This window comes from Pedobacter sp. Leaf170, from assembly GCF_920984665.1.
In the GTDB taxonomy this organism is placed as follows: Bacteria; Bacteroidota; Bacteroidia; order Sphingobacteriales; family Sphingobacteriaceae; genus Pedobacter.
This window is the reverse complement of sequence record NZ_CAKLBP010000007.1, coordinates 22,676-47,892: the sequence shown is the minus strand read 5'-3', so window position 1 is coordinate 47,892 and position 25,217 is coordinate 22,676. Positions and strand designations below refer to the sequence as shown.

Annotated in this window: 16 protein-coding genes; 9 read left to right on the top strand and 7 right to left on the bottom strand. The window is 35.8% G+C overall.

The genetic code is table 11. The annotated features are described in order from the left end of the window. Positions 1-29: 29 nt before the first annotated feature. Positions 30-1,058 (bottom strand): family 43 glycosylhydrolase, encoded by a 1,029-nt coding sequence (locus LUA90_RS15935; protein ID WP_231491648.1) that lies wholly within the window; start codon positions 1,056-1,058, stop codon positions 30-32. A gap of 291 nt (positions 1,059-1,349) precedes the next feature. Here LUA90_RS15935 and LUA90_RS15930 point away from each other — a divergent pair, with 291 nt between their 5' ends. Next, positions 1,350-2,876, top strand: coding sequence for a PAS domain S-box protein (locus tag LUA90_RS15930; RefSeq protein WP_231491647.1), 1,527 nt, complete (start codon positions 1,350-1,352; stop codon positions 2,874-2,876). Positions 2,877-2,970: 94 nt separating this feature from the next. Continuing rightward, a complete protein-coding gene (locus LUA90_RS15925; RefSeq protein WP_231491646.1) occupies positions 2,971-3,159 on the top strand; it encodes a hypothetical protein in 189 nt (62 codons plus the stop codon). A 149-nt stretch (positions 3,160-3,308) separates the two neighbouring features. Here the strand turns inward: LUA90_RS15925 and LUA90_RS15920 are convergent, their stop codons facing one another. Together LUA90_RS15920 and LUA90_RS15915 are read right to left on the bottom strand one after the other, a co-directional pair. Beyond that, complete coding sequence (locus LUA90_RS15920; RefSeq protein ID WP_231491645.1) at positions 3,309-3,614, bottom strand: hypothetical protein; 306 nt, start codon at positions 3,612-3,614, stop codon at positions 3,309-3,311. Positions 3,615-3,672: 58 nt separating this feature from the next. After that, positions 3,673-4,749 carry an AI-2E family transporter gene (locus LUA90_RS15915; protein ID WP_231459793.1) on the bottom strand — a complete coding sequence of 359 codons (1,077 nt, stop codon included), beginning with the start codon at positions 4,747-4,749 and terminating at the stop codon, positions 3,673-3,675. 252 nt (positions 4,750-5,001) lie between these two features. On the opposite strand from LUA90_RS15915, the gene LUA90_RS15910 reads away from it, so the two are divergent. The 6 genes from LUA90_RS15910 (at position 5,002) to LUA90_RS15885 (ending at position 20,374) form a co-directional block, all read left to right on the top strand. Next, on the top strand, positions 5,002-5,190 hold the full coding sequence (locus tag LUA90_RS15910) for a hypothetical protein (protein WP_231491644.1): 189 nt from the start codon (positions 5,002-5,004) through the stop codon (positions 5,188-5,190). Positions 5,191-5,927: 737 nt separating this feature from the next. Beyond that, positions 5,928-9,335 carry a DUF6603 domain-containing protein gene (locus tag LUA90_RS15905; protein WP_231491643.1) on the top strand — a complete coding sequence of 1,136 codons (3,408 nt, stop codon included), beginning with the start codon at positions 5,928-5,930 and terminating at the stop codon, positions 9,333-9,335. 2 nt (positions 9,336-9,337) lie between these two features. After that, the gene (locus tag LUA90_RS15900; RefSeq protein ID WP_231491642.1) at positions 9,338-12,553 is read left to right on the top strand and encodes a hypothetical protein; all 3,216 of its coding nucleotides are present in this window, start codon (positions 9,338-9,340) and stop codon (positions 12,551-12,553) included. A 20-nt stretch (positions 12,554-12,573) separates the two neighbouring features. Continuing rightward, positions 12,574-17,481, top strand: coding sequence for a hypothetical protein (locus LUA90_RS15895; RefSeq protein ID WP_231491641.1), 4,908 nt, complete (start codon positions 12,574-12,576; stop codon positions 17,479-17,481). Continuing rightward, a complete protein-coding gene (locus tag LUA90_RS15890; protein WP_231491640.1) occupies positions 17,478-19,262 on the top strand; it encodes a hypothetical protein in 1,785 nt (594 codons plus the stop codon). The genes LUA90_RS15895 and LUA90_RS15890 overlap by 4 nt, the downstream gene beginning before the upstream one ends. 353 nt (positions 19,263-19,615) lie before the next feature. Then, on the top strand, positions 19,616-20,374 hold the full coding sequence (locus LUA90_RS15885; RefSeq protein ID WP_255717721.1) for a S9 family peptidase: 759 nt from the start codon (positions 19,616-19,618) through the stop codon (positions 20,372-20,374). Positions 20,375-20,590: 216 nt separating this feature from the next. On the opposite strand, the gene LUA90_RS15880 is transcribed toward LUA90_RS15885, so the two are convergent. The 4 genes from LUA90_RS15880 to LUA90_RS15865 form a co-directional block, all read right to left on the bottom strand. Further along, complete coding sequence (locus LUA90_RS15880; protein ID WP_231491637.1) at positions 20,591-21,154, bottom strand: hypothetical protein; 564 nt, start codon at positions 21,152-21,154, stop codon at positions 20,591-20,593. A 161-nt stretch (positions 21,155-21,315) separates the two neighbouring features. Continuing rightward, on the bottom strand, positions 21,316-21,537 hold the full coding sequence (locus tag LUA90_RS15875) for a hypothetical protein (protein ID WP_231491635.1): 222 nt from the start codon (positions 21,535-21,537) through the stop codon (positions 21,316-21,318). 71 nt (positions 21,538-21,608) lie between these two features. Beyond that, entirely contained in the window at positions 21,609-23,153 is a 1,545-nt protein-coding gene (locus LUA90_RS15870) for a DEAD/DEAH box helicase (RefSeq protein ID WP_231491633.1), read from the bottom strand. A 135-nt stretch (positions 23,154-23,288) separates the two neighbouring features. Continuing rightward, positions 23,289-23,918, bottom strand: coding sequence for a PAS domain-containing protein (locus LUA90_RS15865; RefSeq protein WP_231491631.1), 630 nt, complete (start codon positions 23,916-23,918; stop codon positions 23,289-23,291). Between the two features lie 398 nt (positions 23,919-24,316). On the opposite strand from LUA90_RS15865, the gene LUA90_RS15860 reads away from it, so the two are divergent. Continuing rightward, complete coding sequence (locus tag LUA90_RS15860; RefSeq protein ID WP_231459804.1) at positions 24,317-24,694, top strand: two-component system response regulator; 378 nt, start codon at positions 24,317-24,319, stop codon at positions 24,692-24,694. The last annotated feature ends 523 nt before the right edge of the window (positions 24,695-25,217 follow it).

Genomic DNA, 25,217 nt, shown 5'->3' with positions numbered 1-25,217 from the left:
AAGGAAATTGATTTTAAACTGCAATCTTTTTACATTGATGGCGCTTTTAACGCAACACCGGTTTTAACCGGGATTCCAAAATTTGGTGTACCATCTGTGTTCCAGGTAAATTTTTGCGCCCGTGGCGATCGAAATCCACCACAACCTTGTCCAGGCTTATCATTTGCGTGATATAAAATCCACTCTTCGTTTCCATCAGGAGATTTAAAAAATGAATTATGACCCGGTGCATAAACGCCATTTTCTTCTGATTTACTGAATAATGGCTTTGTACTCTTCACCCACGATTTTGGATTAAGAAAATCTGAATTAATATCAGCTGATAGCATTCCCAAGGCGTAAAAATCAGTCCAACAGCCACTGGCTGAATAAACAACCATGATTTTATTTCCACGGATTAAAAACTGAGGTCCTTCATTAACATCTACATGCGGTGGATTATCGGCAGAATTTAAATCGCCATGTTTTTCCCATTCAAAAGCCGGCGTAGATATCTTGATTCTTTCTGATTCAACCGTCCATGGATTTTTTAACCGGGCGATATAGATTTCCTGCTTTCCATTGGTGTCGCCTTCCCAACCAGACCAAACCATGTACAAGTTATTTTTGATGGCAACTACATCTCCATCAATTGCCCATTTATTTGTTTTATCGGTTATCTGACCTTTAAAAATCCATTCACCCGCCATCGGATCGGCAGATGAATTCTCCAGTACAAACATTCTGTGGTTTTCGTTTTTACCATCATCAGCAGCAAAATAAGCATACCATTTACCTTGCAAAAACATCACCTCTGGTGCCCAGATTTGTTTAGAATAGGGTCCGCTGGCGGGTGCTTTCCAAATGGTTTTATGTGGTGCATCTTTTAATCCTTCCAGGCTTTTACTTTTCCATAATTCTATACGGTTGCCGGTGGTATGGGTATAGTAGAAATAGCCATCTTTATAAAAACTATATGGGTCGGCACCAGCCGGAAGCAATGGATTGGTGAAAGTTTGTGCGCCAGAATTTTTTACAAGCAGAAATAAAATGATAGAAAAGATTAGTTTGATGTTCATAGTAATTTTACTTGCTCGTAAAGTGTTTTTGGTTAGCTTTTGTTAGATTTTTAGAAATATAAATATGATCTAATATTATTTATTTATCTAAGCATAACGTTTCAATTATTAAACAATTCGTTTCTTTTTAATGGCTGTATAATTACTCAGGTTGTTTATGATTAACCACATTATTAAAAATAAATGCTTGCAATAAATACCTATAATTTTAACTAAGAATTTTTTATTCCAATCAAATACCTAAATTAATAGAGATATATTTATATTTCCATCCTATTTCGAATATTAAGAATGATTGAGCGCAAGGAGATTTTTGAAAAAATAAATCAATACCAGGAAGAAGAATTGGAGCTTAAATTAAACAATTCTGAATTGAGGAAAATAATTGAGGAGCTAAGAAGAGCCGAAGAGAAAAGTGCTATACTCAATTCTATTATCGAATCTACAGATGACGGTATTATAAGCAAAAGCTTAGATGGTACAATTACGAGCTGGAACAATGCGGCTTCACGTATTTTTGGATACGAGGAAGCGGAAATGATTGGTGTTTCAATCTTTAACTTGATACCTGACAGCCTTCAGGAACAAGAATTAAAATTTTTAGAACAGCTTAAGCAAGGCAATTCCATTGAACATTTTCAAACCCAGCGTTTACGTAAAGATGGCTCTTTGGTTGATGTTTCCTTAACCATATCTCCAGTTAATAATTCCAACGGAGATTTAATCGGCTTATCAAAGATTGTAAGAGATATCACTAAAGATAAATTAGCCGAATCGGTTGGGCAACGCCTGGCTGCCATTGTAGAATCATCTGATGATGCGATAATAAGTAAAGATTTTAATAGCATCATCATGAGCTGGAATCAGGCAGCCACGCGTATTTTCGGCTACACGGCTGAAGAAATGATTGGAACATCGATACTTAAAATTATTCCTGAAGATAGATTAGACGAAGAACCTAAAATTTTAGCTCAGCTTAGAAAAGGAACTCGTGTAGAACATTTTGAAACCGTTAGACGAAGAAAGGACGGAACATTGATTAATGTTTCTTTAAGCATTTCTCCGGTAAAAGATTTGGAAGGCAATGTAATCGGCCTATCGAAAATAGCTAGAGATATTACTGAAAAAATTCTGATAGAAAAGAAAAAAGACGAATTTGTGAGCTTTGTAAGTCATGAGCTTAAAACTCCTTTAACTTCACTAAAGTCTTATCTGCAAATGGCTTTGATTAAAATGAACGATAAAGATTTTATCCACAAAGCCTTAGTGAAAGCAGAAATGCAAACCAGAAAAATGGAACATTTAATTCGTGATTTTTTAAATGTATCTCGTTTTGAAAACGGACAAATCAATACAAAAAATTCGAACTTTAATATTTTAAAACTGATTACAGATTGTATTGAAAATGCAGAAATTGCAAGCAGTAAACACTCTATAATTTATGATGGCTTATCTGAAATAAATGTTTTTGCTGATGAAGAAAAAATTACGCTGGTGTTAACGAATTTAATTAGCAATGCTCAAAAATATTCACCACATGGTGGAACAATATATATTTCTTGCGAAGTGTATGAGAAAAACGTAACCATCAGCGTAAAAGATCAGGGCATTGGTATTTCTGCTCACGACCAATTAAATATGTTTCAGAAATTTTACCGGGTAGAAAATGAGCAGACTAAATCTATTCCAGGCTTTGGTATAGGATTATATTTATGCGCCACAATTTTAAAACTCCATAACGCACAATTAAAATTTAAAAGTGAACCTGGAAAAGGCTCTGTGTTTTATTTCTCTTTGCCTTTACACACAGTTGGATAGCTGATTAGTAATTCGATATAAAGCCCTCTAATAACAAAAATTAAAAACAATTTATGGTTTAGCCGATTATTAATGTAGATAAAAAGCAAAAACTATGAAAAAGCAACTTTTAATATTATGCGCATTTGCAGCAATGGCTTTAGCCTGTAACGGAAATAAAGCAGATAAGGAAAATGCAGACAGTATGTATAAATACACTGATACCACTAAGGTATTAGATTCTCTTGCTACAGACAGCACAGCAGATTCTACCACAAACGCACCTGCAGACGTTAACCACTAATTTGTCTTTGATAACTTTTTTTTTTTCAATTAAAATCCGATAATCTTTTATCGTGCTAAAGGATTAAAGATTATCGGATTTTATTAGGGTCAAGTGTTAGGGTTACCATCAATACTACAAGTGGAAATTTTACTAATGTTTAAAATTATCTATTGATTTCTGTTTAATTCTATAAAATGATTAACCAGATGCTCCCATTCTAATACTAAAGATGTAGCTGGTCTGGAGGATTTTGCTTTTCTATACCAATAATCAGCGTTCCAGATATCGCCTTCTTTTCTGTGTAAATATGCATGCACCAGCGCTGAGGATTGGTCGTTAAGTTGATCTACTAATGCATGTGCTTTATGCCAATCTCCTTTTTCATCATACCACAAAGCATTAAGCTGAATTGACAAACCAGCTGGAGGTTCAGCGGCGTTTAAACTTTCTTTAAATGATGATACTATATCCATGGTTAAAAAAACATCCCTCTGTTAAGACTTTGAAATTAGCTAAATTTTAAAATCTATATTATGATTTTTTACTTTTTATCAATTTCGAAAACCAGTTTTCGGATTTTACCTTTGGATTTTCTGGTCCCAATAAAAATCCATAAGGCTTTAATTCAGGTATTCTATCGCATATAATTTTAATTATTCCGAAAATCGGGATGGCCAAAATCATACCTGCAACGCCCCAAATAAATTCCGCTAATACAATAGATAAGATTGTAAATAACGGATTAATGTTAACCTGTTCGCCAACAATAAGTGGCTCCAATATATAAGTTTGAAGAAATTGCACCAAACCATAAACCACTAATACGCCAATCAGCATTTTTGAATCGCCGCCCTGCCCTATTACAGCAAGCAAGGTTAAACAGGTGCCGGTAAGGTTGCCCACAAAAGGAATAATTTCTAAAAGACCGCACAGTACGGCAAAAAATATGGCACTCTGCACACCCACTAGGCTAAAACCGATGCCATAAAGCACCCATAACACACCAATCATTGCCGCAAGCCCGCTTAGATAATGCTGCGCCACCTTTCCCGATTCATGTACAATTACCGAAGCTTTATGTTCTTCGGTATCTGGAACGAGCTGTAATATAAACTTTTTAATATGCGAACGATAATAAAGCGATAAATACATATAAACTAAAACAAGAATGGTATTTACGGCTACGCCCATAACGCCACTTGCAAAACTGGCAAGTAAATTTCCGGTGCTACCGCTGCCAGCTTTAATTATTTCTTTCTGTTGCCTACCATTTATATCTAATTTTTGATTAATCCAGTTTCTCAAATCGACCACCATAGTGCTCAGCCTGGATTTCATTTGATCTAAGTTTTCGGTTAAACTTCCTAATTGCCAGTATAATAATGACACAATCAGCGCAACTGCTAAAATAAATAACAGAACGCAAAGCAAACTTGCCCACCCTCTTTTAATTCCATTATTTTCTAACCAGTTACACAGCCTAATAAAAACCATCGAAAATATACCCGCCAGGGTTATAGGGATCAGAAATGGAGCTGCGAAATATAATCCAGCAAAAACTAAGGTAATAAAGAATAAAATATAAACGCTTTGTTGAAGTTTAGCCATAAGGCTACAACATTAAAGGCATTGAAATGTTTACATTCATTGTTTTACTAATTTTAGTAAAAACAGATTACATCCCACCTTGCTTCGACCAAGAAAATGTTAACAGTAATTAGGTAAAAGAAATCCCGATGAAAGATTTTCATCAAAGGAATTTAATAAAAACACATATTTTCAGTTATTAACATCTGTTAAAAAAAACCATTTATATTGATTTTGAGTATATATTATTTTTAGATAATTCAAATATAAACCATGGTCAAGATACAAACGGAGCAAGATTATAAACTCGTAATTGCTGAAATTAAAAACTTACTGCACAATACAAACCCTATTGTTACTGCAGAAGAAATCCCTGAAATAAAAACTTTATCGATGGCGGCTACCGAGTACGAACTTATTAAGTATGATTTCACTAAACGCTCCCTTAATCAGGCATCGTAATTTTAACAAAATTCCTGCGTAAGCCCTTTACGCAGCGGCTCATCATAATATTTTATGCCAATTTAAGCCAAAACATTTGATGCTGTTAATATTGATAAAGCACGTGGCCATGCTTTTAATTATAACTATCCCTTTTTTATAACCTACCCAGGCTACGTAAAAATAAATGTTTGGATGATGACAAGCTAATGCGAATAAAATATCCCCTAAAAACGTACAGATTTTTTTTTCGGTAGATAATCGCACAGCACCTCTTGCATCTAGAAACAATAAATGGAGTAAGAATAATTTAATGATGGATTTACAAACACCATTCTCAACCAGCAAAATATGAAACATTCATAATTTATCGGCTAAATATTGGCTATGCTACAATTTCTATCAAGGAGATACAATTCAATTTAGTTTATTGTGTTTATCTTATCCTAATTTCACAACCATTTACCTTTGTCATTGAGATATTAAATAAGGGTGCATGTTCAGCCGAACACAAAGAGCATCAAGCACTTAATAGCAAATAAATATCTAAAATGATTTGGAAATTCAAATTCAATCACTTACATTGGAGTATATTTTAAAAGGCACTCCTTTTTTTTAATGAATCTGTTTCATTTACTTATCTGATACTCCGCATACCAGCACACAGTGTGAATTCTTTTTAAAGGTTAGAACAAATTTCCAAACTCTATCAAGGCCGCTTTTTGGCTTTGCATAGTTATAACCTAAAATTTTGGTATATGGCAGCGGCTGGCACAATTGAATCCATTACATTAGCATTGGGAAAAGCTTTAAAACCGCTTTCTACTCTGTTAACACCCGATATTTTTGCAAAACTAGGTGTGCCTCTACCACAAAGCTTAGAGAACAATGCGGGTATATTAAGTAAACTGGCAGAAACTAAAACGCTCGTTACGGGCTTACCCTCATCAATTTCGATTTTAGAAGCCGCAATAAGCGCTAAAGATGTAACGCAAATTATAGCAGAAGGCATAAAACTCACCAAATTAATTATCGATATCCTTAAGAAAATAAAGGAATTAGGAATTGCCTTAAATACTGCAATATTAGGTTTGCCAGCTAATGTACAGGCAGACTTAAAAGCGCTTGCAGATAATCTTCCAATCAGGATAATTGAGTATTGCTTAATCGGTTATCTGAACGAGTACTTTCCATTACTAACACGAGCCATTAATTTACTTGGCACAATTGATAAAGAAATCATTCTACCTCCAGGAATGGTATTAACTACACCACTTCCTGCAATTACACCACGCAGAATATATTTCGACAGGCTTTTCAAAATGCTGTCTAATCCACAAGCCTACCTACAAGATACTTTTAAGCTAGGTTTGCCAACTTTTACCGGCAAAGAAATACTCGAAAAAACCCGTGCTTTACTCATTGAGCTTGGCATTCCTGCTGAAATAACTCAAATAGGAACCGGGCCGATTGTACTGGAATCAGATTATTTTAAAGCAGAATATGATTCAACATTAAATCCTCCGGGAATAAAATTTGAAATTAAAGTTAGTGGAAATAATACTTTTGATAAAAGCTACAACATCTCTAGTATTTGGAAAGCTAGAGTTCAAAATACACGTTCTTTTGGAGCAGGATTAACCGGTAAATTAGCGTTTCCACTTAAATTAACTTTACAACCTGTTAATGGTAATGCATTAATGGACACCACCTTATCTCTTACCGGTAGCAAGAGTAATAACGACGCCTTTATGCTTATTGGCGCATCAGGTGGAACGAGGTTAGAAGCTCAAAAAATTCAGGCGAGTTTAGGTCTAAATACTGCGGCAGTAAATTCGCAAACCCAAATCAGCCCTTCTGTACAAATCAGTTTGGAAGGCGGAAAATTGATTATTGATTTTAGCGGCGGCGACGGATTTATAACAACGCTACTATCCAATATTAAGGCAGAAGCTGCATTTGATTTAAAAGCAAATTGGGATCCTACAAATGGCCTTCGCATAGCCGGAAGTGCCGGGCTTGATATTTTAATTCCGCTACATATAGATTTAGTTGCAATAATTATCGAAGGCTTTCATTTTAAGGCCGCAATATCAGACTCAGCAACTTTAAAAGTTGGTTTAACGGTCATCATAAAAACTAATCTAGGCCCTTTGGTTGCCATTATTGATGGTATTGGAACACACTTCCCAATTAGCTTTCCTAATAATTTAGATGGAAATATGGCCTTTGCCAATTTGGGAATTGAATTTGTTCCGCCCACACGGGTGGGCTTATCTATTGATACAGGCGTAATAAAAGGCGGTGGATTTTTAGGTGTTGATATTGAAAAAGGAGAATATATTGGTGCCCTGGAATTGTCGTTTCAAGGGTTTATCGATTTAAAGGCAATTGCAATTATATCTACAAAAATGCCTGATGGAAGCGAAGGCTTTGCTTTACTTATCCTGATTACGGCTGAGTTTGCCCCTATCCAGCTCGGCTTTGGCTTTACACTTGTTGGTGTTGGCGGTTTGTTAGCCGTAAACCGACGAACAGAAGTAGATGCCTTAAAAGAGGGTTTACGCACTGGCGCTATCAATAGCATTTTATTCCCTCAGGATATCGTTAACAATATTACCAGAATTATAAGTGATTTACAGCAGGTCTTCCCAATATCGAAAGGCACATTTATAATTGCCCCAATGGCAAAGATTGGTTGGGGAACGCCTACCTTAATCTCACTCGAGATGGGTATCATTATAGATATACCAGCAACCAAAATTATTATTTTAGGTGTACTACGCTGCATTTTGCCAACCGAAGAAGCACCGCTGCTAAAATTACAGGTTAACTTTTTAGGTGTTATAGATTTTAACCAGGGCATATCTTTCAATGCTGTTTTATTTGATTCACGCTTACTGGCCTTTACTTTAACAGGAGAGATGGCATTAAGAATTGGATGGGGCAACCAGCCAATGTTTATATTATCTGTAGGTGGATTTCACCCATCATTTAACGAAATTCCAACGGATTTAAGAAACATGAAACGGATAACCATTTCATTACTTTCTGGTAAAAACCCTAGGATTAGTGTTGCAACTTACTTTGCCGTAACTTCAAACACGGTACAATCTGGTGCCAGAGTAGAGCTCTATGCAGAAGCTTGCGGCTTTAATGCATTTGGTTACTTAGGATATGATTTACTGGTACAGTTTAATCCTTTCTATTTTATTGCACAAATTGAAGCTGGTATTGCCTTGCGTAGAGGCAGCAGCGAAATTGCCGGAATCCACCTTGCTGGCCAGTTAAGCGGACCAACCCCGTGGAGAGCACTTGGTAAAGCAAGTTTAAAAATATTATTCGTCAAAATTAGTGTTAAGTTCGATGTTACCTGGGGCGACCAGGCGCCACCTCAGTTGGAAAAACCAATAGACGTAAAACAACTGATTATTGATGCGATAAGGGATGACCGCAACTGGAAGGCAGATTTACCAGCAAACACAAATACTAATGTTACCCTGCGTAAAATTGAACTTCCTGCAGGTAAGATAGTCGTCCATCCATTTACCATGCTCTCCTTAAGCCAAAAGGTTACGCCATTGGATATGGAAATCAACAAATTTGGAAATGATAAGCCAGCTAATGAGACTAAGTTTTCACTTTCGGTAACTGATAATTCTGCAACGCAGCCAATGGATGAAGAATTTGCAATTGGAAATTTCATCAGGCTAAAAGATAGCGAAAAACTCTCCCGTAAATCATTTGAACGGATGAGAAGCGGCATTAAATTTCAAACTTCTAACGAAATTTTACATGGTACCGAACTACAAAAAGAAGTAGATTATGAATTGAGCTATGTTCATCGCAAAAAAGGAATAGCCTTTATTATTAAAGTTACTGGCTTTAAATTATTAGATAAAGTGTTTAATATATTTTCTAAAGGAAACGCGATAAGCAAGAATACATATTCTGTAAGTAATAAATTGGCAACCATAAGCCCTGCCACAATAAAAATAAATACACGTTTGTACAGTATCGTAAATACAAAAGATTTAAGCACTTATGGCAATACAACAAGCTTTAACTCAGAAGCGGAGGCTTATGCTTTGCAAGATGATTTACTAAGGAAAAATCCTGCATTAAAGAATCAATTACAAGTAGTTGCACAATTTGAACTAAACTAAAGATGAGTATAAAAGTAGCAAAATATACCTTTGGCTCTTGGATGCGTAAAGGCATTGGCGGTCGTATTACCACTACCGATAATTTGGGCAGTGGGGCAACATCAAACACCCTTCGCTCTACTGTTAATATTGAAGTAAAAATAAATGACCACCTAGAAAGCAAAAATTTTGAATTGCTTAGTCCCGGAGATATTATTGGTGTAAATCCAGCCATGATAGTGCGTACCGAGCCGCTAAATTGGATAACGAATTTTGAGCCAAACTATTTACCATTTATTGAATTTTATGATGAGGACTTTTTATGGCGATATACTCCGGCTCAGGCCAACGGTGATAAACTGAGGCCATGGCTTGCACTTATTGTTTTAAAAGATGAGCAACCAGCGGGAAACGAAGAATTCACTTTCAATGAAAAAAAACTGCCTTTACCTTCGGTAATTGTAAAGCATGGAAACAATCTGCCTCCTTCAAATCAAATTTGGGCATGGAGCCATGTTCATATAAACGAAGGTCACGATTCGACAACTGAGTTTGAAGCTTTTCTGAAAACCTTAAATGATTTAGACAACGAAAACAGCGACAAAATTATTGGCAGACTGCTTTGTCCACGTAAACTTGATAGCAATACAGCCTATCGTGCTTTTTTGATCCCTGCTTTTGAAACCGGGCGACTTTCAGGTTTGGGTTTAGAAAATGAAACAGTTGATGCGCAAAAACCATCATGGAACGCAAGCTCGAACAACATAGAATTTCCGGTTTACTATCATTGGTTTTTTAAAACCGGAGATAATCAGGATTTTGAATCACTGGTAAAGATTTTGGAGCCTCGAATAATGGACTCAAAACTCGGTATCAGAGATATGGATGGTTCGAAACCGGGCTTTGGCTTAACAGAAGGCACAGACATTGGCATTACAGAAGCATTAAATGTTGTTGGTTTGGAAGGCGCCTTAAAAGCGCCAACTACAGTTTCGGAGCCTAAAGTTTTAGATACCACTAAGCCCTTCTTCAATCAACTGGAAGATGTATTAAATTTTCCTGAAAAAATTAAAAAAGCTTCTAACACGGAAACCGATCCAGTTGTTAGTCCGCCAATTTATGGCCAAAACCATGCCCTTACTAATGAAATCGACACACAAAAAGCGGGTTGGTTACATGAGTTAAATAAAGATCCAAGAAACAGAGTGCCGGCTGGATTTGGAACCAACGTTGTGCAGAAAGACCAGGAAAAATATGTTGCAGAGGCATGGAAACAAGTTGAAAATGTAAAAAAGGCAAACATCAGGATTAAGTTTGCTGCCTTTGCTATGCAGGTAAGCCAAACATTAAAAACCAATTTTACAAGCAAACTTCAACCGGCACAGTCGCTTATTTTTTTATCGCCATTACTTAAAAAAGTTAAAGGCTCACCAACAACCTTGCAATATCAACTGGAAGAAAGCTTTGTACCAACTGCGGCTGTAAATACAGCTTTGCGTAAAATACTTAGGCCAAGAGGACCATTCTTTAAAAAAATCGCAATTGTAAATCCAAATTTTAATCATAGCACACTTGTAAACGATATAAATGATGGCAAAATAACGGCAGCTCCGCCAAAAATTATACCTGTAGGTTTACCTAGGATAGATGAAAAACTTAATAATATGCCAGGCAAAACTCAGCATCCGTTATTAAGCTGGATTCTTCAAAATCTATTGCTATTTTTAATACTCATATTAGTGGCGATTTTGATTTTTGGTTTAATAACGGGTGCATGGTATTTCTGTTTAGTTGCTGCAATAATTGCAATTGCATATTACTTTAAGGCAAAAAATAGTAAGGCAACTAATATTAACCCTAAGGATTTAAATAACCCTGAAGAAATAGTAAAAAATCTCGAGCAATCGCCACCGCAACCGGATTTTGTATTCCAGGAAACCAATCCACTTATTATTGAAACAAATAGTGGAAATACTAAGGTAAGCAGCGAAACCAAAGAAACAGTTAGCGGTGAAGATGGATTAGCTTATACTTTTACAAATACATTTACGCCCGGCGCTAATGGAAAAGATAGTGTAGAAGCGGCAAACTTCAGGGCTGCGGCAATTCATTTAAATCAGCTTGAATCTATTAAAACGCCTGAAAGAAAATTTAGCCGCTTTGACATTGGTAATGCTCATTTAAAATTGCAGGAAGCAACAGATCCGAGAAAAGTTTTTCCTAAAATGCTGGCCTCATTTGTTATTTACACCTTTAATAAAAACTGGTTGTTTAATTTTGACAATCTGGTACCCGCTATGGCTTACCCAGACATGCCTGAACCGATGTATGAAAAACTCCGCGATATATCCTCAGAGCTGCTAATACCTAATTTAAAACTGATTCCACAAAATACAATTTCTTTATTGGTAACCAACCCGGAGTTTATAGAATCTTATATGGTTGGATTAAACCATGAATTTGGCAAAGAATTACTTTGGAGAGAATATCCAACAGATAAAAGAGGTAGTTATTTTAGGCAATTCTGGGATGTAAAAGGCATCATCAGCAATAACAATAATCTGGATCCTAATCAGCTTAAAGAAGAATATAAAGATATACAACCCATAGATAAATGGTACAGCAACAGTGCGTTAGGCACACATCCTAAAAGAAAAGCTCCAGATGGAGAACAAGTTGTATTAGTGGTGAGAGGCGAATTGCTTAAAAAATATCCAAACACCATTATTTACGCTCAGAAAGCACACATATTTAAAGATGAAAACGGTGTAATAAATGCAAACAAACAGCCTGTAATAAAAGCAGTAGAAACGCAGGCAGAAATGGCTGCAGAAATTAAATTTCCAATGTTTAAAGCAGAAATTAATCCGGATATAAAATTCTTTGGCTTCGATTTAACCGTACCACAGGCAATGGGAAAAGATGAACCTAAACTTGAGACAGATGACTGGGGATGGTATTTCATCATTCAGCAAATACCGGGAGAACCACGCTTTGGAATGGATGTAAACTTTGAAAAAAGTGGAACACAAGTAACCTGGGATGACCTAAGATGGGATAAATACACGCCAACTGATGGTTTTATCAATACTGATGTTAAACCGAACGGTGATTTTAAACCTGCAGCACCTGAAAATGTAGATGACTGGGGTCAAAATTCTGCCAGAATGGGACATATCTTATATCAAAAGCCGGTGATGATAGCTGTACACGCAAAGGAAATGTTAAAAAGTATATAACCCGCTAATTTATCGTAACCATGGGATATCTTGAATCGTTAAAAGAAATTAAGCAGGCAAAAGCCCAAAGAGATAAAACTGCAGATGAATTGTATAAACTGCAACTGCAATTTATAAATCTTGATCGCAAAAATAATGCTTCGCCTAATGAGAAATATCAAGCGCAGCTTAAAAATTTAAAAGACCAAATTCAAAAACGGAACACGGAGAAGAAGGACCTGACAGATATGACCCACAGGGTTATTGACAATTTATACCTTAAGCTCAAGCCTCAACAACTCATTGAAGAATGGCAGGATAATATACCCATTACCCTATTTCCGGTTCGTTTAGAAACTAAATACCGAAAAGGCATTCGGGGTACGCAATTAATGGTGAGGGTATATCCGGACGATATTTCGATAGTAACCCATGAAAAGCTGCTAACTAAAGATGAAAGCGATTATGGAAGAAAGCATTGGGAGATTTTATTTAAAAACTCCGCAAACCTAAGCGTAAAAAAAGAAGCATGGCAATTGCTTTATGATAAATTTGGAACAAACAGAGCAGTTTGGGTAGCCAAAAGCACTAAACCAACCAATTGGCAACAACGTACTGATTTAAACACTGTAGAAGATTTAATTTTTGAAGACTTAGAAACAAAACCTGATAGCTGGACAGCTGCAGCACATACAAATGTTTTGCCTGATCGTTTTGTTTTAATGGCCTACAGAAACGGTAAAGAAGTTTTACAAATAGTTGGCCAACAAATTAAAGATATAGTAACCGTTGGTCCGGCTCCAATAATTGATGAGAACGACCCTGCATTTACCAGAGATGAACAGGAAAATCGGATTCAATATGGAGCGGATTATGCCTGGATGGCAGACTTCGATTTAGCTGTTGCCCAAGGTTTGGGATTTATTATCTCGCAAAGCGATGAAGATTTAAAACTAGGTTACGAACAGTTGCTGGTTTTAGGCTTAAAAATTTCTGCTGATGAAAATGAAAGCAAAGAGATGTTTGAAGCTCTTATAGAAAACCATAAATACAGTGAGGAAGGTTTAGCCTTGATTAAGCAAGGTACACCAACAAATAATACCGAAGGGGGAGATTCTGGCTTTAAAAACCATGAAACGATAGATGATATGGCTTTGGAGGTAGAACAAGATCAAATCCTCTTTACCCCTACCGATGATGCGCATGAAGCTACCGATGGACAAAGACTTGCTGAATATTTTGGCTTAGACTACGCTATTTTTCAATCTGTAAAAAATAGTGGCATAACCGACCACAAGGAAGCTATAGCCATGAATACAGCAATGTATCCGGGTACATTAGGTTATTTCACCAACACCATGTTAAACGGTGTTTTAGGTGATGCAGATACGAATGCATTAAGAAATCATTACTTGAATTTTGTTAGCGGCCGAGGTCCTTTGGCTGCAATAAGGGTTGGAAACCAGCCTTATGGAATTGTTGTAACCAGCGACTTTGATAATTGGATGTATAAACAATCCAGATTTGAAGATTTTAGCATAAACCTTCCCTATAAGATGTCTGCATTTTACCAGAAAATGTATAACATTCTTATCTATATGGCGGCTTTTTGGAAAGACAAAACCAAAAATTTACCGCAAATAACAAAAAGTGGAGATGCAGGTGCCACATTATTAAAAGTATTGGGCTTACATCCTTTGTCAGTAGATTTTTTCCAGCGGAAAGGCTATAGTTACGATTACTTGAAAGACCTTGAAAAATTTGAGTACAACGGAAAGTATTTTGCAGATACGATGTTAATGGCAATAAATTCTTCTCAAATGACGAATCTGCTAAAATCCTGGGGTTATAAAACGCAAAAGGAAAATGGCACAAAAAAAACACCTCCTTTATTATTAGAAATTATATTTCAGCATTATAATACAAGGTTAGATAAAGAAAATCTAATTGATGCTCAGCCTCTATCAGAAGAAAATAAAATAAAAGCCTTTAATGAGGACGATGATTTAAATTATATTGATTGGTTGCTTGCCAACATCGATAACGAAAAAAGTTTAGAGAAAGACAATTTTGGCGATAAAGAAAAGCCAAAACCATTGCTTTACATGATGTTGAAGAATGGTTTACTGCTGGAAACCAACCACAGCATATTTAAATTTTTAGCTACAAAGGATATCCATGCATCAGAATTAATGCAAAGCAGAAAATTTATGAACATGAGCACCTCAGCCTCTGTTAGCCCATGGGAGATTTACAAAGCGCCTGTAAATAGAATTGTAGATACAGAACAATCTACCGCATCAATATTTAATCATGTTCATAAATCAGTTATCGATTTTACCATCACCAATAATCTTCAACAAAATAAATGGGCTTTAAATATTTTAAAAGATTTACCAACAGCACGTTTACAAAGAACCTTTGTAGAGCATATAGATAGTTTAAGCTACCGTTTGGATAGTTGGCAAACCTCTCTTTTTGACCAACGCATAGTGAGTCAACGAAATTTACAAGGCGGAATTAAGCAACGCAAAACAGGTATTTATCTTGGTAGTTATGGTTACCTTGAAAATGTTAAGATGCGCAATACGAGGAAAAAGGTTGCGGAGTCTATGCTCCCGGATGGACTTATTGAAAACGAAGACAATTTATATATTGAGAATGAAAATGGCGGTTATGTACATGCGCCAAGCCTAAATCATGCAACTGCCGCAGCTATATTACGCAACGGTTATTTAACCCATGCAAATCAGCAAAATGCAGATGCATTAGCTGTCAATCTTTCATCTGAACGCGTTAGAAGAGCCAAAGCAATTTTAGAAGGAATAAGAAATGGCCAAACTCTCGATGCGCTTTTAGGTTACCAATTTGAAAGAGGATTGCATGATTGGAGCACCAGATCATCCAATCCGGTTATTTTAAATCAGCTTAAGCCAGATTTCAGAAAAGCTTTTCCCATCAAAAAAACTAAAGTTCCGCAAGAAGGAAATGTTACCGGCCCTGAAGAAGTTACCGAAAGTTACGAAGTGGTTAATGGTTTAGCTTTAGCAGAAGTAGTGTTGCCTTTTCCATTCGGGATAACAAATCTACCAACGCTAAATGCTGCCCAGATTACTGCCTTGGAACAAGAAAGAAACAATTTAAAAAACACTTTAGATGCTGTAAAAGATTTACTAACCGCCGAAAGCGCTTACCAGATGGCTACAGGTAATTTTGACCGTGCCACTGCGGTAATGCAGGCCATTGCCAACGGAACCATTCCACCAGAAGTGGAAGTTATCAATACAGCAAGAAGTTCGCAAATGACTTTCACCAACAGAATTGCCTTAACCTTTGATAGTTCATTAAATTCAAATCCGTGGCCAAATGTTAACCAAAGTGCAAAATCTATAACCGAACCTGCTTTAAATAATTGGGTAGCTAATCGCTTAGGAAACCCAGCAGATATCTTGTGTGTAGTTACAGCGCAAGATGCCGTAGGAAACGAAATCAGGCTTCCGGTAAGTTTAGAAAACCTAAAAATACAAGCATTGGATTTTGTATTGCTTATTCGCAATAAACTGGAAACCTCCGGCGCTTCAGAATTGGAAAGCCGTATCCGGTATTATTTTCTAAGAGACCAACTACTATCAGATAAAACGATAATAAACATACAGTTTGCTGAAACAGATAGCCCTGCTGATTTATCAAAAAAATCTTTTGCAGAAATATTACCTTTTGCAAACTACATCCGCCAACTTATAGGAAATAGTAGGCCACTTAATGCAAAAGATTTTCCTTCTAAACCTACATCACCGGCAAATAATAATCCTGCAGAAATTGATTTAGCAGAGCTGAAGAACCGAACAATAAATCTTTACCAAAACTTTCTTGAATCGCCAATCTCGGTACTTCAAAATGCGCTGAATGCAATTCAGATAAACTTAACAGATACAACCATAGAAAATTTGCGAGCCACGCTGAAAGGAATTGCAGATATTCATTTCAATTATGCGCAACCTCATTATGCTTTTGATAAAGGCCAGGAAGCGGCAGATTCATTAATTGAGCAGGGAAAAGCTGTGCTTTTAAGATTATTTGAAGTGCAAAATGCTTATCAGGCACAAAATGCCAAACTAAATCCAACAGGTGAAATTGAACAGGAAAGCATCAAGCTGATAAAAATGATTCAAACCATTCTTGGAGATAATTTTATGGTACTTCCTAAATATAATTTTGTAGATAAAGCTGAAATGGATGCCGCTTTTTCTTCATCAGATGATTTATTAACTTATGCAAAAAAACCTTCAAACCCTGCTTTAGGAGATAATGCCGGACCTGGAATAACCAAACCGGTTAGCGAATTTTTACATAGCGCATCATTAGTAAGAGAAAAAATGCACACACTGGAAATGGTGCGATTGTTAAACGAAAACTTTAATCAGGAAGTTTTAGATGCAATGCCTTTGCAACTACCTCACAAAAACAATGATAGCTGGTTAGCAGTAGAATTTCCCAAAAAAACTGAATTACTTAATGATACTACATCTTTTGTTTATTATGCGCCGCAAGGCTTTAATCCTAATGCAACGCAAATTGGTTTATTAATAGATGAATGGACGGAAACCATACCAAATCAGGAAGAAGTTACCGGCATAACCTTTAACTACAATCAACCAAATAGTAGCCCGCCGCAGGCAATTCTTTTAGCCGTAAGCCCCAATGAAACCGGCAACTGGTCTTGGAACGATTTAACAAACACTGTTTTAAATACTTTCCAAAGAGCAAAAGAACGTGCCATAGAACCGGATGATGTAGATACGATGCCAAATTTAACCACCCTCCTACCTGCAACAATGGCTGAGTTTAGCGCAAATCGTTCTACAAATATTTCCTTAGACTACTCCTTAAACATTTCAGTAAAATACACAGCTGCCAAAGTCATTCAAAATTTAATTAAACAATCATGATTCAACTTACCGATAAAATCAAACAGTTTTCTCCGGATGTTTTGTTGAAAGACTATCGCATAGCATCTATAACGGCCTACAACAGACTAGAACCGCGGGCACGTACTGAAAACTTCGACCAGAGTTTAAAAGCTTGCGTACATGATGGATTATGGTTTTTAACCCGCCAATGGCAAATGGGCGAATTAGAAAGTGAAGATGCCGGCTCTGCAATTGATGCCAGGTTAATCACTAAACAAATCCATATTGATAGAATGGCGGTTCAGCAAAACCCGGCATTGTTATATAATAATGAAATGCCCATGGAAGCCCAAATTGAAAGAGAGGTAATTCCTTTTAGTTTAGCACTGAAAATACAGATATCTCAATATTTTTTAAGCTTACACACCGCCACGTTAAAATCTGCTTATTTCTCAAAGTATTTAAATATTTACCCGATAACCGTAGCGTCTAATCCTGATTTTGAGAATCAGGAAAATAGCTTACAATTATTAAACAGTACGGTAAAACGCTCAATTGATGGTGAACTTTTACTTGCTGATGTTGCAAACGATAGCTTTAGTACAAAGGTGAATATAGCACCTGGAGATTTAGCAGAAATGAAAGTCATCACCAATAACTTAATTAATTGGTACAAGAGAATTTACACACAACCAACCAGCGACAATGAAGATGCCTGGAGCGGCCAAAATCTGAGTTATGGATTTTCTACAGCCGCACCAAAACCTGATGGTACACAATTGGTTATGGAAAGCTCAAATTACCATAGCGGCAACTTGGATTGGTACAATTTCGATGTCGACCTAAATAAAAGGTCGCTTGATTTAGAACAGTCAAATTATCAACCTGAATTAACAAAAGATAAAGCCATATCTTTTATTCCAACAGCTACAGCTTTTAAAGGCATGCCAAATCAGCGCTTTTGGGAAATGGAAGATGCTTCTATAAACTTCGGAACGTTGAATGCAAAAACAAACGACCAACTACTACTTTTATTTGCAGAATTTGGTTTAGTTTATGGAAATGATTGGTTTGTAATTCCTTATAGGATGAAAACCAATACGCTTTGCGAAATTGATGGTTTTGTGGTTAAGGATGTATTTGGCGACCGTACTTTAATTCAAGCTGCTGACGCAGGTTTGGATAATCAATGGCAAAAATGGAGCATGTTCAACTTAAGCAATAAAGACCATATCGGAGCCTATAACAGACAATTTTTCTTAACATCTACTTTAGCAAGCACTTTACAAAGCGCACCAATTGAGCAGGTTAATTTTATGCGTGATGAAATGGCAAATATGGTTTGGGCGATTGAAGAAATTATTCCGGATGGAACAGGAATTGGTATTGATGGTAATGAAGCTGCTCATAAAGAAGGTATTCTACCCGAACCAATACCAGATGCTAAAGCGTTAATACGTTACATGCTTGGCAATACAGTACCTCAAAACTGGATTCCGTTTTTACCGATGCAGCTACCCAATAATCATCAGGATATTCATTTCCAGAGAGCTTCAATGCCAAAACTCGGAAATCCACCTGTAGATACTGTTAAAGCAAAAGGCAGACTTTTAAATGAACAGGAAGCTCCATATTTTATTAATGAGGAAGAAATTCCGTATGCAGGCACATTGATTAGCAGAGCATGGCAAAGAAGCCGCTGGTACAATGGTAAAACGTATAACTGGGTAGGCAGATACAGACAAACCGGACGTGGCGAAGGAAATAGTAAATTAGCTTTCGATCAAATAATAGATGCTAAATCAACAGATGCGCCATAATAAGGTGGTTTTATTAATGAGAATTGAAGTATAAATAATTGATTACTTATACTTTATAGCAACTTAAAAAACTCGTTTAACAACAGGAATGCCTAACTCTACATCATTATAACAACTAAATTAATAATTCATCACATTTTCACGTCTATCCATCACATTTATATTCAGTTATATAAGGGCAACTATATCTTGCATAAAAATAATGCACCATGAAACTGATTTATATGCTTGCACTCCTATTTTTAGGTCATGCTCTCTGAACACAAACTGTTAAAAATAAAACTGGGAAACCCTACACCATTCAGAATGTAAAATTTAAAAGTGCTGAAACCACATTAGCTGGTTCCATTTTTTTGCCTAAAAATGCGCATGCAGCTTTGGTGTTGATACATGGATCTGGCCAGGAAAAACGAATGTTAAATCTGGCGAAGGATTTAGCGAAACAAGGCATTGCTGTTTTAACCTATGATAAACGTGGTGTCGGCGAATCTGGCGGTCAATATCGAGGGCCAGAAGTTGGCACCAACAATATTGATTCTGCAAACCTGCAACTATTAGCCCTGGATGCAGCTGCAGCAGGCAGTTTTATGATTAAACATTTATCAACTAAACAAATACCACTCGGCTTAATGGGTTTTAGTCAGGCTGGATGGATTATTCCGATTGCCGCACAAAAATTAAATGCGATAAAGTTTATGATAATTTTTAGTGGCCCGGTGGTCAATACACTCGAGCAGTTACGTTTCCAGTTTTATACCAATGGCAACAATAAATTTTGGGACTCGCATAGCCAAACAGATGCTTTGCTCCATATTAAAAACGATACAGATAGATATAATTTTACTCCGACTGAACCCCGAGACGCATTATCAACACTTAAAATTAAAGGATTATGGATTTTTGGATCCAAAGACATACAAATCCCAGTAGAACTTTCAAAAGCTAAAATTAATGCGCTGAAAGCTGAGGGCAGGCTATTTGAATACATCGAATTTCCCGAATTAGGTCATAATACCTCAAGTTCAGCAGAACCAATGAACAAAGCCATTGAATGGATAAGAATTCAAACTACTAATAAAAATCGACCTAAAACTAAAAACCGGAACAACTAATAGGAGCCTGAATATTTTAGTATAAAAGATGGACTTGATTATTCTGCCCTATCAATTTGATTATCTCTGATTATTTTACGAATCCCAAAAAATGATACAAACCCAATGGTTATGCCTACGAAGATTAATGCTTTAAATGTCATACCTGTTTTAACAGATAGCTCAACAAATTTGTTTGAAAATTGGCGAAAATTTAATCTGGGAAGAATACTATAATCAATCTTTTTTTGGCATGATATAATTGATAGACAAAGTGCCTATGCGGCTGGTTAATCCGTAAATTGGACTTGTAATAATTACATTTTGCCCTCTCTGTGCATTTAGGCTTGCCGTATCTACATCTAAAAAATACTTATTGTAAAATGTTGAGTAAGGAAGTCCAAGTTCTGATTTATCGCTCGAAGCAATAATTAACCCTTTTGGATTTACGATGGAAACTTCCTTAAAATTTTCTTCAGTTACCAGTTGATGAATGTATTGGTTTACCGCTTGCATATCGCCTTCCAGCATTTTCTGACGAATGGCCCAAACCATTGGTTTACTAAAAAGCACCAATTGCTTCTTCAGCGTAGAATCTAACTGGCCGGTAATGCGGTTTCTAAAACGTTCGTTTTCAACTTTCTGCTCCCTGATAATACTTCTGGTTTCCAAAGATTTATAAGCAAGAATAAAAAATACCAGGATAATTCCTGTAAAAACCGTAATCAAAAATGTATGTAGAGAAACGGTAGAATGTGGAATATCGTAATTTTTGTTGTGCGTTTGGGAAGGATGAGCCATAGTTTTATCGTGATGTCACTAAAATAAAAAAAGAGCCTTTTTTGTTTTACGATTATTCACTAATTTTTAAAAAATTATATCTAGATGAAAAACCTTTTATTTAAAAATAAAGCTAAAGCCATCCTTAAATTACAAATGGACAGCCTTAGCATTTATTAAACCTAAACTTCTTGATTATCATTGTGTTTTGTTATGGCCTCACCAAGATGTAAAACCAAAGCATCATCAAATTCATCCATTGTGCGCCATTGCATGTGCTCATCAACAGCTTCTGCATAGATTACGCCAAGTTTATGCTCGTCCTGCATAATTCGATATGTTCCATTTTCTTGCGGCTCAACTGTATAATCACCTTCTTCTACACTAATTTTAAAGTTATCCATTGTATGTTATTTAAATTATTTTTAAGTATTTATCTAATCGCAAATTTTTAGTAATTCTTAAGATGCATTTATTAACTCGCTACAGGCAAGGTCATGCTTTTCGCCATAAGTTTTTGAATCATTTTTTTTAATCTCAAACGATAATCATCGCCAAGCCAAGTGATGTAATCTCTGGTTACTTTTGACAGGCATTTTCCATAAAGCTTAATGCGGTAATCAATTTCCTTATCCAAAACATGGCAAAGCTCTAATGCTTTCGCTAAATCGCCTTCAGCATTATCTAAACACATTAAAGCATGTTGACGAATAGAATCCCTTATTACAATTTTGGCCTTCTGACCATCTTCCAGAGCTTTATGATAGGCAGCTACAACATCAAAAGACACCTCTAAACTATTGGGAAAGGTGTTTCTCATCTCAATAGGAATAACATGAGTTTGTTGTGTACTACGGCTAAGGTTTTCATGGTAAATTTCTGGATGATTAAATACATGGTTCCAATCAATTTCGCTATTCCATTCGCCAAACCTTTCGCAATTATTACCGAGATCTATAATCGAAAATTTCTTTTTACCCGAACAACAGCGAGCACCCCGCCCTATCATTTGATGGTATAAAGTTAATGATGTGGTGGCCCGGTAAAGTATAACCGATTGAATGCTTGGCTCATCAAATCCTGTTGTTAAAATAGAAACAGAACTAAGAATTGCACCTTTTGTTCGTTTAAACCATTTTAGTATTTCTTTCCGCTCTGCGGATGATGTTTTATTATCTAAATGACGAATAGCATACCCTGCCTTGCTAAAAACCTCCTCAACACGGTTGGAAGTGAATATCCCGTTATTGAATATCAAGGTCTTTTTTCTCATAGAATGAGATTCATAAGCATGCAAAAGCAAGTCCAGCATAACTTCCGAGCCATATAAGGCATCGGATGTACTTACAGTAAAATCGCCGGTTAAACCGGTTTTAAGCGTATTGAGTTCAACATCATAGCTGTGCAGTTTTGGTTTGGCTAAAAAGCCTTGCTTAATTAAGTTTGAAATAGATTCGCCAACCAACAATTCATCATAAAAACCTTTCATAGGCAAATTAACATCAGATGAGAAAGGTGTTGCCGTTACCCCAATTACAGCAGCATTTGGAAACTTAGAAAGTAATTTATGGAAAGAATTATGATGTGCTTCATCAACGATAACCAATCCAACAGAAGATGTATTTATCAGTCCTTCATCAATCCGGCGCTTTAGCGTTTCAACCATCGCAACATAACATTCAAAATGGTCTTTAATGGATATCTTTTTTACCTTGCTATCTATTACCCGGTTTACCACACCCATACCTTTAAGTGCTTTGGTAGTTTGTTGGCAAAGTTCAATACGGTGGCTCAAAACAATTACCTTTTTACCATAATTAAGAATGAATCGCTTTGCTATCTCTGAAAAAATAATTGTTTTACCACCACCGGTTGGTAATTGATAAAGCAGTTTCGCCTTATGATTGGCATGAGCAGAAAGCTTTTCGAACAATAAATTTAGATCGTGATGCTGGTAATCGTAAAGTTTTTTATTCGCTGCAGAATTTTTTTCTACCAAGATATCCAAATGTGTTTCCATATAAAAATGAAACCTAAGGAATCGGAAAAAGTTTCGAGATTATATCAACAGGATATATTTTTTTACGATGCTTTAATGCATGAAACCAAATGCACCAGAGATAATTTGTGAGCGGTTGTATGCTCATTTGAATGACTAGCGGGAGTCGGTATGTTTCCTAACGCTAAAAACTATATCAGTAATAATTTCATCTAATTTTTTAGCCGAATCGAGAACCATATCGCAAACCTGTCCTATGTATTTTTCGTTGTGTAGATTTTTCTTCATAATCCGAGTTAATGCTAAAAGGTTTGCCAGAGGCGCTCGAACAGTGTGGCTTTGCGTAAATACAATTTCTTCGAGCAAGCTTGATTGTGCGTTAATTTCTTCTGATACCTTTTTAGATTGTTGCCTTTCCAACATCAGTTCAGAAATATCATAACCCAGGCAAAACATACCCGATGGCTGGTTATTTTCATCAAACATAGCCCGAAATTCCCATTGGGTAAATATATAGCCGCCTTGACCATCATGTTTACGGATGGTTGCAGGAAATAACTTATTTGGCTGCTGGAAACATTCCTGAGAAACCATTTCGCAGGTAGCAACATCATCCGGATGCATGGTAATGTGAAACGGCTGACCTATTAAACCACTTGATACATGAGAAAATCTTTGCGAATAATTATCATTTGTAAAAGTGTATTTGCCTTCCATGTTTACAATAATAATGTAGTAGAAACTAGATTCTTTTAGTAAATTACATGTTTGGTCAAAATTTATCATAGGGTTGCATTTTTCGTAAATAACACGCCGATTTTAAATAGTCAGAGCAGACCAAAAAAATTTCAAGACGATTAATTCAGAGCCTCTAAGTTATTAAATAAACAACAATTCAATAACTTAAATTTTAGTATTTTGTAATTGTTTAATTACAAAGCGAAGTTGAGCGACTACGCAGGTTTTAAGTGCCAAATTGTTTGTTCCAATGGTTAAAATGCCCATAAATACGATTTTCTGTAAATAATACGTATGCCGGTTATTTATACTTAATTTATCTGGATAACGTGGAATGGTAAAGTTTTTACTTAGTTTGCTGATATTATTAGTTTTAGAACTATTAACCGGTTTTTTGAATTTAAAAATCGAATTAATACTACAATCTATTTCTATTGATACACCCTATGATAGAAAATGAAATCCTGCTTATTGATGATGACGAGTATAGTTTATTCATCAATAAGGAAATAATTAGTGCACATACAGAATTACCCATACATGCTTTTAATAGCGGCGAACTTGGCTTAAATTATTTGAAGCGAATCGCCCAGGATAAGCAGGTTTTTATGTTTCTGGATTTAAATATGCCCGTTATGAATGGCTGGGCCGTTTTAGAAAACTTAGAACAAATGGTATTAAAAAATGCTGTTCGCGTATTTATTCTAACATCTTCTGTAGATGATTTAGATAAGGCAAAAGCGAAAACATACTCAATGGTTAAAGCATTTTTTGTTAAGCCGCTTGAAAGCGAAGTTGTTGAACATGCGCTTCAGAATATCTAAAATAGATTTTGCAAAAACAACATCCAAAAAAAATGCTTTGTGAAGCCCCTTTTTTGCGAAAATTTATCGTGGTAAAAATTTCCTTTTTTTTATCAATTACTTTCTAATATTTCAGAATTTTTGTATCGCGATAATTCTAATCGATAAATTAAAAATAGAGTAATAAACAGTCTTCAAACCATTTACGGCTCTCTTTTCTATGCCATTGAAATGTAGGTGCACGATATTCTAATCTAACAGCTTTATAAACTATTGATTAATAGAATCTTTAAATACAAACTAATTAATTTATAGCGAAATCTGAGAAACCTAATTATCCGTATTTATTTACACAGAATAATATAAAAAAACTGAGCATCTGTACCTGATGACAAATGATTTTATGCTAAACAATAATTAAATAATTTTAAAAATGGAGGCTATTGCAATAACAATTAACAAGCCAAACCATAGTTAAGTATCTAATTCGTTACTATTTTAACATTATGTAATTGGATTTTAACATATCATTATATTTTTTTGC